This window comes from Actinophytocola sp., assembly GCF_036402745.1.
In the GTDB taxonomy this organism is placed as follows: Bacteria; Actinomycetota; Actinomycetes; order Mycobacteriales; family Pseudonocardiaceae; genus Actinophytocola.
This window is the reverse complement of sequence record NZ_DASWSJ010000336.1, coordinates 1-10,259: the sequence shown is the minus strand read 5'-3', so window position 1 is coordinate 10,259 and position 10,259 is coordinate 1. Positions and strand designations below refer to the sequence as shown.

Sequence of the window (10,259 nt, the reverse complement as noted above, 5' to 3'; positions counted from 1 at the left end):
CCGGTGAAGATCACCTCGGACGGCCGGGCGCCCAGCGCCGCGGCGATCTCCTCGCGCGCCTCCTCCACCATGCGCCGCGCCCGGCGGCCGGAGGTGTGCAGCGAGGACGCGTTACCCCGGGCGGGCCGCGCTTGTGTCAGGTGCGCGGTCATCACCGCTGCCGCTTCGGGCAGCATCGGCGTGGTGGCCGCGTGGTCGAGATAGGTCATTACGCCACAAGGGTAGTCCCCGACCGGCGGCAAACGGTCATGACCTTTCCCGCGCCGGGCGGAACACGAGGGCGCCCACGAGGGCCACGGTCGCGAGCAGCAGGTTGAGCGGCACGATCGCCGCCGTCGGGTGCGCGGTGGACGCGAACGTGGTCAACATCACGCCGCCGAGGCCGACCATGATCGCCGCCATCGTCATGTCGCTGACCTGGAGGGCCGCGGAGACGAAGCCGCGGTCGCGGGGGGCGGCGTAGTCGAGGCTGAGCACGCTGATCGACGGGTAGGCCAGGCCCATCGAGGTGCCCGCCACCAGCCAGCACGGCAGCACGAGCCAGGCGAGCCCCCAGTCCGGGCCGATCAGCGCCATGCCCGCGAGCCCGAGGCCGAGCGTGGTGAGGCCGAGCCGGATGAGCCTGTCGCGCGGGATGTCGACGTAGCGGCCCTGCCAGTGCGACGCGGCCGCCCACCCGCACGCGCCGACGGTCAGCGGGAGGCCGGCGAGCGCCGGGGAGAAGCCGTGCACGGCGGTGAGGGTGAGCGGGACGTAGGCCTCGACGCCGAAGAACGCGCCCGCCAGCACTCCCCTGGCCAGCACGGTCGCCGGCAGGCCGGGCCGGGCGGTGAACGTGCCGCGGGGCAGCAGGACCCGCAGCGCCGGGACGAGCGCGGCGACGCCGGCGACGCCGAGCCAGAGCGTGCCGAGCGAGGGGTGCTGCGCGGCCCAGCTGAGGGCCGAGATGCCGAACGCGGTGGCCACGGCGGCGGGCGCGATGCCGCGCCGGACCGTGCTCGGCGCGCCCTCCGCGGTCGGCAGCGAGCGGATGGTCGGCAGGAGCAGGAGCACGCCGAGCACCGCGAACGGCGCGATGCCGAGGAACACCCAGCGCCAGCCGACGTGCTCGGTGATCAGCCCGGCCGCGGTCGGCCCGACCAGCGACGGGACCACCCAGGCGGCGGCGAGCAGGCCGAACGCCGCGGGCCTGCGGCGACTCGGGTAGACCAGCGCGACGAGCACGTAGATGGCGACCGTCTGGGTGCCGAGCCCGAGTCCCTGCAGGACGCGGCCGGCGAGCAGCGTCGGCATCCCGTTCGCGACGCCGGCCGCGACGAGCCCGGCGAGGAACAACGCGGGCCCGGCGAGCAGGGCCGGCACCGGCCCGAGCCGGTCACTGAGCCGTCCGGACAGGACGGTCGCCATCACGCTCGCGGCCAGGAACGCGGTGAACGGCCAGGAGTACAGCGCCTCCCCGTGCAGGTCGGCGACCATGCTCGGCATCGCGGTCGAGACCCCGAGGTGCTCGAACGCGGCGATCGTGACCAGCATGGTCATGCCGATCGTGGTGGCCCGGTACCGCCCGCTCCACAGCGAGCCGGCCTCGGCGGTCTCCGTCGTCTCCAGCGTCACCGGCTCATGGTGCAACCTCTACCCCGGTGGAGGTCCAGTCCATTACCGCCGCTGTAGCTCGGCGTCAGCGAGGCGCTCGTGCTCGGCGGGCGACGGGAGCAGGACCGTGTCCACCGCGGCCTCCGCCATGGCGGCCAGCTCGTGCCGGTCGGCGGCCCGGCCGGGCGCCAGCTCCTCCAGCACGTGGACCTCCAGCACCAGCCCGCGCAGCGCCGCGACCCGGCGGACCGAGTCGATGATCGTCTCCTCGCCGATGAACGCCGGGGCCGTGGTCTGGGCGCCGTCGGCCTTCATGCGGAAGCGCAGCGCCACCGGCAGCACGGGCACCCCGCCGTCGATGGCCGCCTGGAACATCGCCGGACGGAACCGGCCATGGGTGAGGCCGCACCAGGTCGTGCCCTCGGGCGTGACGTTCACCATCGAACCGCCGCGCAGCACGTCGGCGAGCTCGGCGACCGTGCCGGGCAGGTCGCGCAGCCCCTCGCGCCGCACGTAGACCGACCCGGCCGCGGACACGAGCCAGCCGAGCACCGGCCACGACGCGATGTCCTTCTTCGCCATCGCACGCATGGGCCGCACCGCGTTCACCGCGACGATGTCCAGCCACGACGTGTGGTTGTTGACCACGAGCACCCCGCGGCCGCGGGCGCCGAGCGCGTCCCGCCCGGACACCTCCAGCCGCACGCCCATGGCCAGCAGGACCGAGCGGAACACCGACCGCGCGACCCACTCCCGCCCCCGCGACCCGACGACGGGCAGGACGACGAGCAGCAGCAACGAGAGCAGGACGACGAACACGACCGCGGTGAGCCGCCACCACCGCCGCGCCCGCCCCACGAGCGCCTCCCGGCCGGCGAGACACCCGGTCCCGCAAGGCGAGGAGGGAAACCAGGGGTGGCGCGCAGTGCCAACGGCGAACGCTCCGTCGCTGCCGCTCATGGGGCCTGCTCCCCGAGGAAGTAGCTCAGGTAGCGCTGGTCCACGTGCTCGAGTCCCAGGAGGACGAACAGGTCGGCGACGCCGAAGTCCGCGTCGTGTGCGGGTGGACCGCACACCCAGGCGCCGAGCCGCAGGTAGCCCTTCAGCAGCGGCGGCAGCACCACCCGCTTCGGCGCCTCCACACCGGACGGGTCCCACGGCCGCAGCGGGCGGACCCGGTACTCCGGCGGCGCGAGGTGCTTGTGCCGCACGGTGTCCCACACGCCGGCGGCCAGCGTGCCGCCGTCGGCGAGCGGGACGGACGCGCAGCCGGCGAGCCACCGGTGGCCGGACAGCAGCAGGTAGCGGGCGATCCCGGCCCACACCAGGCTCACGACGGCGCCCGTGCGGTGGTCGGGGTGCACGCAGGACCGGCCGGTCTCGACGAGCGCGTCGCGCAGCCCGCCGATCGCTCTGAGGTCGAACTCGGTTTCGGAGTAGAGCATTCCGGCGGCCGCCACCCGCTCCGGCGGGAGCATCCGGTAGCAGCCGACGATCTCGCCGGAGGCGTCCTCGCGGACGACCAGGTGGTCGCAGTGCTCGTCGAACGCGTCGACGTCCACGCCGGGGGTGGACGTGTGCAGCGTCGCACCCATCTCCTCGGCGAACACACGATACCGAAGTCGTTGCGCGGCAAGGACTTCCTCGCCGTCGCGGGCCACCAGAAGCGAGTACCGGGGCCGCGCCGAACCATCACCCGTGGTGCTGACGAGTAGCTGAGCCTGCGTCATGCCTCAGGTTTTACGCGGCGCCCGGCAAACCTCACGTGCCACTTACCGTGACACATCAATGGCGGACAGGTGAACTCCCTTACTCAGCCCTTACGTTTCGCGGCTTCCTCGGTGAGCTGGGGCGCGACCTTGAACAGGTCGCCCACCACACCGAAGTCCGCGATCTCGAAGATCGGCGCCTCGGGATCCTTGTTCACCGCGATGATCGTCTTCGACGTCTGCATGCCGGCGCGGTGCTGGATGGCCCCGGAGATGCCCAGCGCGATGTACAGCTGCGGCGAGACCGTCTTGCCGGTCTGGCCGACCTGGAACTGCGCCGGGTAGTAGCCGGAGTCGACCGCGGCACGCGAGGCGCCCACGGCCGCGCCGAGCGAGTCGGCGAGCTTCTCGACGACATCGAAGCTCTCCGCGCTGCCCACGCCGCGGCCGCCGGAGACGACCACGGACGCCTCGGTGAGCTCGGGCCGGTCGCCGCCGGTGACCGGCTCCCGGCCGGTGATCTTGGCCGACTTGGCCGGGTCGACGGCGGGGACCTCGACGGTCTCCTCGGCGGCCGCGCCCTGCGCCTGCTCGGCCTCGAGGCCGCCCGGGCGGATCGAGATGACCGGGATGCCCTTGGCGACCTTGGACTTGACGATGAACGCGCCACCGAATACGGACTGCGTGGCGGTGACGTCGCTGCCGGAGCCCTCGAGGCCGACCGCGTCGACCACCAGGCCGCCGCCGATCCGCGCGGCCAGGCGGCCGGCGACCTCCTTGCCCTCCGCGCCCGCCGACACCAGCACGGCGGCCGGCGACGCCGACTCGACGAGCGCGGCGAGCACGTCGACCTTGGGGGTGACGAGGTAGCCGGCGGCGTCGTCGGACTCGGCGACGTAGACCTTCTCGGCGCCGTAGGACGCCAGCGACTCCTTGATCTTGCCGGCGGTGCCGGGCGCGCCGACCACGACCGCGCTCGGCTCGCCGAGCGTGCGGGCCGCGGTGAGCAGCTCGTAGGTGACCTTCTTGACCTCGCCGTCCAGGTGATCGACGAGGACCAGGACCTCAGCCATTGGTTTCTCCTCTCAGATCAGCTTCTGGGCGACCAGGTACTCGGCGATCTTCACGCCGCCGTCGCCGTCGTCCTCGACGCGCTGGCCGGCCTCGCGCGGCGGCTTGGGTGCCGCCTCGACGACCGTGGACCACGCGTTGGCCAGGCCCACGTCGCCGGCGTCGATGCCGAGGTCGGCGATGCCGAGGGTCTCCACCGGCTTCTTCTTGGCGGCCATGATGCCCTTGAAGGACGGGTACCGCGGCTCGTTGATCTTCTCGCTGACGCTGATGACCGCGGGCAGGCTCGCCTCGAGGTGGGTGAGGCCCTCCTCGGTCTCGCGGGTGACCTTCAGCGTGGTGCCGTCGAGGGTGACCTCGCGGGCGTGGGTGAGCTGGGGGTAGCCGAGGAGCTCGGCGAGCATCGCGGGGATGGCGCCGCCGGTGCCGTCGCTCGCCTCGTTGCCGGCGATGACCAGGTCGACGCCCTCGACCGTGCCGATCGCGGCGGCCAGGACCTTGGCGGTCTGGAGCATGTCCGAGCCGTGCAGCGCGTCGTCGAGGACGTGCACCGCCTTGTCGGCGCCCATCGAGAGCGCCTTGCGGATGGCGTCGGTGGCGCGGTCGGGACCGACGGTCAGGACGGTCACCTCACCGTCGTGTGCCTCCTTGATCTGGAGCGCCTCCTCGATGGCGCGCTCGTTGATCTCGTCCAGCACCGCGTCGGCGGAGTCCCGGTCCAGGGTGTGGTCCCCGTCGCTCAGCTTGCGCTCCGAATAGGTGTCCGGCACTTGTTTCACCAGCACGACGATGTTTGGCATGGGTCTGCTCCGACCTCCCGATGACGAGCCCATTCGGCTTGCGCGACAAAAGAATACGAGGTTGGCCCGACCTTGCCACGCGGGCCGTGCGTTGGCACGGTGTGATTGGCCACCTGCATGTTACTAATCAGTAGCTTACCGGCTCCTCAGTTGTCACCCAGGTGGAGGTGACGGCGCTCACCCGAATGGGTGAGTTACCGTGTATTCATGTCTGGCCGTGTTGGTTTGGTGACCGATTCGACCTCGAGCATTCCTGCCGCGTTGGCCGCACAGTGGGGAATCACTGTCGTCCCGATGCAGATCAGGATCGGCGAACACCTGCGGGCCGAGCACGTGGTGCCGAAGGAGCTGCTGGTCAGGGCGCTCGAGCGAGATGTGAACGTCACCACCGCGCCCCCCGATCCCGGGGGATTCCTGTGGGCGTACCAGGATCACGCCAACCACGGGGTCGACGAGGTGGTGTCGGTGCACATCTCCGGGCGCCAGTCGGAGACCATCGAGGTCGCCCGGCAGGCGGCCGCGCAGGCCCGCATCCCCGTGCACCTGGTCGACTCCGGGACCACCGGGATGAGCCTCGGCTACGCGGTGCTCGCCGCGGCCCGGGTCGCCGGCGCGGGCGGCGGCTCGCGGCGGGTGCTGGACGCGCTGGCGCGGCGGCTCGAGACCAGCTCGGAGCTGATCTACGTCGACACGCTCGAGTACCTGCGCAGGGGCGGCCGCATCGGCGCGGCGACGGCGATGCTCGGCACCGCCCTGTCCCTCAAGCCCCTGCTGACGATGGTCAACGGCCAGGTCGCGCCGCTGGAGCGAGTGCTCGGCGCCGAGCGCGCGCTGCGCCGGCTGGTCGACGCCGCGGTCAAGAGGGCCGGCGGCCGCCAGGTCGACATCGCGATCGAGCACTTCGGCGCGCCGGCGCGGGCGAGCAACGTGCTGGCCAAGCTGCGCGGCCGGATCCCGGACGCCCGCGAGGTGACGTTCACCGAGGTCAGCTCGACGATCGGGGTGCACGTCGGCCCGGGCGCGGTAGGGATCACCATCTCGCCGACCTAACCGGTTATCTACCCCGTAGTAACCTGCCTCGGTGGTATCCGAGCCCGCTGTCGCGCAGCTGCCCCTGACCGGCGAGCGCACCGTGCCCGGGATCGTCGAGGAAAATTATTGGTTCCGGCGGCACGAGGCGGCCTATCTCGCCCTGCGGCGGCACTGCGTGAACGCCGTCGTGCTCGAGGCCGGGTGCGGGGAGGGCTACGGGGCCGACCTGCTGGCGACCGACGCGCGGCTCGTGGTCGGGCTCGACTACGACGTCCTGACCGCCGCGCACGTCGCGCGGGTGTACCCACGGGTGCGGGCGGTGCGCGGCAACCTCGCGTCGCTGCCGCTGCGGCAGTCCACTGTGGACGTCGTGGCCAACCTGCAGGTCATCGAGCACCTCTGGGACCAGGCCGGGTTCCTGCGGGAGTGCTTCCGGGTGCTGCGGCCCGGCGGGCGGCTGCTCGTCACCACGCCGAACCGGATCACCTTCTCCCCCGGCCGGGACACCCCGCTGAACCCCTTTCACACCAGGGAGCTCGCACCGTCGGAAATGGACGAGCTGCTGCGCGCGGCGGGCTTCGCGGTGGAGTACCTCGGCGGGCTCTCGCACGGACCCCGGCTGCGCGGGCTGGACGCCGGGCTCGGCGGGTCGATCATCGACGCGCAGGTGGCGGTCGCGGTGGCCGGCACGCCGTGGCCCGCGGACCTGCGGGCGGCGGTCGCCGGCGTGACCGCGGCGGACTTCGCCGTCGGGACCGGTGACCTGGAGTCCTGTTTGGACATCGTCGCCGTGGCGGGGCGCCCATGACGGCGGAGGGCTCGTTCTGCCTGGTGCTGCACAGCCACCTGCCCTGGCTCCCCCACCACGGCACCTGGCCGGTCGGCGAGGAATGGCTCTACCAGGCGTGGGCGCACTCCTACCTCCCCGTCGTCGACCTCGTCCGCCGGCTCGGCGCCGAAGGCCACCGCGACGTCCTCACCCTCGGCGTCACCCCGGTCCTCGCCGCGCAGCTCGACGACCCCTACGCGCTGCGCTCGGTCCACGACTGGCTCGGCAACTGGCAGCTGCGCGCCCAGTACGCGGCGACCCGCTGGCAGCGCGACGATCCGCTGCTGCGTGACCTCGCCGCCGCCGAGTACCGCGCCGCGGGCCATGCGCTCGCCGGGTTCGCGACCACCTGGCGGCACGGCTTCTCCCCCGTGCTGCGCCCGCTGGTCGACAGTGGCGTCATCGAGCTCCTCGGCGGTCCGGCCACGCACCCGTTCCAGCCGCTGCTGCGCGCGCCCGTGCGCCGGTTCGCGCTGCGCACCGGGCTCGACGACACCGCCCGGCGGATCGGCCGGGCACCACGCGGGATCTGGGCGCCGGAGTGCGGTTACGCGCCGGGCATGGAGGACGGCTACGCGGCCGCGGGGGTCGAGCGGTTCCTCGTGGACGGCCCGGCCCTGCACGGCGACACGCACGCGGGCCACCCGGTCGGCGACTCCGGCGTCGTGTGTTTCGGCCGCGACCTCGAGGTGACCTACCGGGTCTGGTCGCCGAAGGCCGGCTACCCCGGCGACGCCGCCTACCGCGACTTCCACACCTACGACCACCCCAGCGGGCTCAAACCCGCGCGGGTCACCGGCAAGCAGGTGCCGCCGGACGGGAAACGGCCCTACGACCCGGCGCTCGCGGCCGAGGCGGTGGCCCGGCACGCCGCGGACTTCGTCGCCACGGTGCTCGCCCGGCTGCGCTCGCTGCGCGACCGGCACGGCACGCCGGGGCTCGTGGTCGCCGCCTACGACACCGAGCTGTTCGGCCACTGGTGGCACGAGGGCCCGGCGTGGCTCGAGGCCGTGCTCCGCGGGCTGCCGGCGGCGGGCGTGCGGGTCACGACGCTGCGCGGGGCGGTCGATGCCGGGCACGTCGGCGCGCCGGTGGAGCTGCCGGCGTCGTCGTGGGGGTCGGGCAAGGACTGGCGGGTGTGGGACGGCGAACAGGTGTCCGACCTGGTGGCCGCGGGCGCGGCAGTGCAGGACGAGCTGCTCGCGCTCCCGCCGCAGGACCCGGCGGTCCGCGACCCCGCGCGGGACCAGCTGGTGCGCGAGGCGTTGCTGACGCTGTCGAGCGACTGGGCGTTCATGGTCACGAAGGATTCGGCGGCCGACTACGCGCGCCGCCGGGCGAAGGTGCACGGCGACCGGTTCGGCGAGCTGGCCGGCATGATCCGCGCGGGCCAGCGGTCGGGGGCCCGCGGCCGCGCCGGCGAGCTGCGTGCCGAGGACGGCGTGTTCGGGCACCTGGACGCTCGGGGGTTGGTCTCGTGAGAGTGCTGATGCTGTCGTGGGAGTACCCGCCGGTCGTCGTCGGCGGGCTGGGGCGGCACGTGCACGCGCTGGCCCGGCACCTCACGTCGCTCGGGCACGAGGTGGTCGTGCTGTGCCGGCCCGAGGCGGGCACGGACGCGCTCACCCACCCGACGACCGACACCGTGCCCGAGGGCGTGCGGGTCATCCGGGTCGCCGAGGACCCGACGCACCTGCTGTTCGAGAAGGACCTCGTGGCGTGGACGCTCGCGATGGGCCACGGCATGATCCGCGCCGGCCTCGCGTTGTTCGACGGCTGGCGCCCGGACGTCGTCCACGCGCACGACTGGCTCGTCACGCACCCCGCGATCACGCTGGCCGAGCACGCCGGCGTGCCGCTGGTGGCGACGATGCACGCCACGGAGGCCGGGCGGCACAGCGGGTGGCTCTCGCAGCGGCTGAACCAGCAGGTGCACTCGGTCGAGTGGTGGCTCGCGAACCGGGCGGACAGCCTCATCACGTGCTCCACGGCGATGCGGGCCGAGGTGGCGCACCTGTTCGAGGTGGAGCCGGCGGACATCGCGGTGATCCACAACGGCATCGAGCCGCGCGGCTGGCGCGTCCCGGCGGCGGCGGTCCGGTCCGCGCGGGCCCGGCACAGCCCCGACGGGGCGCCGCTGGTGCTGTACTTCGGCCGGCTGGAGTGGGAGAAGGGCGTGCACGACCTGCTGGCCGCGCTCCCCCGGCTGCGGCGCGCGCATCCCGGCGCCCGGCTGGTGGTGGCGGGCCAGGGTGTGCAGGCGGCGGCGCTCGTGGAGCAGGCCCGCAAGCTGCGGGTGCGGCGGTCGGTGGACTTCGTGGGGCACCTGCCGGACCGCTCGCTGGTGGCCCTGCTGGCGGCGGCCGACGTGGTGGTGCTGCCGAGCCGCTACGAGCCGTTCGGCATCGTCGCCCTGGAGGCCGCCGCGGCCGGCGCTCCCCTGGTGGCCTCCACCGCCGGCGGCCTGGCGGAGCTGGTCGTCGACGGCGAGACGGGCCTGTCGGTCGAGCCGGGCGACGTGGACGCGATCGTGGCGGGCATCCGGACCGTGCTGGCCGACCCGGCCGCCGCCGCCCGCCGCGCCCGCGCCGCGAAGGCCCGGCTGAGCACGGAGTTCAACTGGACGGGCATCGCCGAGTCCACCGTGGCGGTGTACCGCGCGGCCGCCGTCCGCGAGCACCCGGTGCTGGGTCGCCCGAAGATCGCCACCGGGAACGCGTTTCGCGACTAGTCCGCCTCCCCGGGATTTAAAGTGTGCGTTGCGTTCCGGCGAATAGTGCGGGTATCGAGGTGGATGGTGGCTGGGTGCCGTCACGGTCCCCTGAGGTTCCGGTGGATGGTGGCTGGGTGCCGTCACGGTCCCCTGAGGTTCCGGTGCTCGGCGCAGGACTTCACCCAGTCCCCCTCCCCGGGATTTAAAGTGTGCGTTGCGTCCCGGCGATGGTGTGGGTATCGAGGTGGGTGGTGGCTGGGTGCCGTCACGGTCCCCTGAGGTTCCGGTGCTCGGCGCAGGACTTCACCCGATGATCTACGAGACAGGCCTTGGGGCGCGTCTGGCGGATCACGAGTCGCGCGGCCGAGTCTGCCGGACGTGTCCTCGAGTCCGGGTCGATCTCGGGGTGATTCCCGATGGCCAGGAGCCGTCGCTCGATCTACGGTCGTCCCGAGACGGATCGGGGGAATGATCATGACCAGGATGTTCGCCGCGGTGCTGGTGTACGAGTC

The 10,259-nt window shown here is 73.1% G+C and carries 10 protein-coding genes; 4 read left to right on the top strand and 6 right to left on the bottom strand.

Features of this window, described 5'->3' with window-relative positions:
* The 6 genes from VGD70_RS30800 to VGD70_RS30775 form a co-directional block, all read right to left on the bottom strand.
* A partial coding sequence (locus tag VGD70_RS30800; protein ID WP_331087560.1) for an aminotransferase class V-fold PLP-dependent enzyme occupies window positions 1–209 on the bottom strand: 209 nt, incomplete at its 3' end.
* Window positions 210–246: 37 nt separating this feature from the next.
* Window positions 247–1,614 carry an MFS transporter gene (locus VGD70_RS30795; protein WP_331087558.1) on the bottom strand — a complete coding sequence of 456 codons (1,368 nt, stop codon included), beginning with the start codon at window positions 1,612–1,614 and terminating at the stop codon, window positions 247–249.
* Between the two features lie 42 nt (window positions 1,615–1,656).
* Entirely contained in the window at window positions 1,657–2,553 is an 897-nt protein-coding gene (locus VGD70_RS30790; protein ID WP_331087556.1) for a lysophospholipid acyltransferase family protein, read from the bottom strand.
* Window positions 2,550–3,323: a GNAT family N-acetyltransferase gene (locus tag VGD70_RS30785; RefSeq protein WP_331087554.1), complete on the bottom strand. Its 774-nt coding sequence runs from the start codon at window positions 3,321–3,323 to the stop codon at window positions 2,550–2,552. Before VGD70_RS30785 ends, VGD70_RS30790 begins: the two co-directional genes overlap by 4 nt.
* Window positions 3,324–3,406: 83 nt before the next feature.
* A complete protein-coding gene (locus VGD70_RS30780) occupies window positions 3,407–4,375 on the bottom strand; it encodes an electron transfer flavoprotein subunit alpha/FixB family protein (protein ID WP_331087552.1) in 969 nt (322 codons plus the stop codon).
* A 12-nt stretch (window positions 4,376–4,387) separates the two neighbouring features.
* Window positions 4,388–5,173, bottom strand: a complete 786-nt coding sequence (locus VGD70_RS30775; protein WP_331087550.1) for an electron transfer flavoprotein subunit beta/FixA family protein — start codon at window positions 5,171–5,173, stop codon at window positions 4,388–4,390.
* A gap of 207 nt (window positions 5,174–5,380) precedes the next feature.
* Here VGD70_RS30775 and VGD70_RS30770 point away from each other — a divergent pair, with 207 nt between their 5' ends.
* Genes VGD70_RS30770 through VGD70_RS30755 form a run of 4 tightly spaced genes read left to right on the top strand, consistent with a single transcriptional unit; the run spans window position 5,381 to window position 9,765 of the window.
* Entirely contained in the window at window positions 5,381–6,223 is an 843-nt protein-coding gene (locus VGD70_RS30770; protein ID WP_331087548.1) for a DegV family protein, read from the top strand.
* 31 nt (window positions 6,224–6,254) lie between these two features.
* Complete coding sequence (locus tag VGD70_RS30765) at window positions 6,255–7,013, top strand: class I SAM-dependent methyltransferase (protein ID WP_331087546.1); 759 nt, start codon at window positions 6,255–6,257, stop codon at window positions 7,011–7,013.
* Window positions 7,010–8,515, top strand: coding sequence for a glycoside hydrolase family 57 protein (locus VGD70_RS30760; RefSeq protein ID WP_331087545.1), 1,506 nt, complete (start codon window positions 7,010–7,012; stop codon window positions 8,513–8,515). The genes VGD70_RS30765 and VGD70_RS30760 overlap by 4 nt, the downstream gene beginning before the upstream one ends.
* On the top strand, window positions 8,512–9,765 hold the full coding sequence (locus VGD70_RS30755) for a glycosyltransferase family 4 protein (protein WP_331087543.1): 1,254 nt from the start codon (window positions 8,512–8,514) through the stop codon (window positions 9,763–9,765). The genes VGD70_RS30760 and VGD70_RS30755 overlap by 4 nt, the downstream gene beginning before the upstream one ends.
* The last annotated feature ends 494 nt before the right edge of the window (window positions 9,766–10,259 follow it).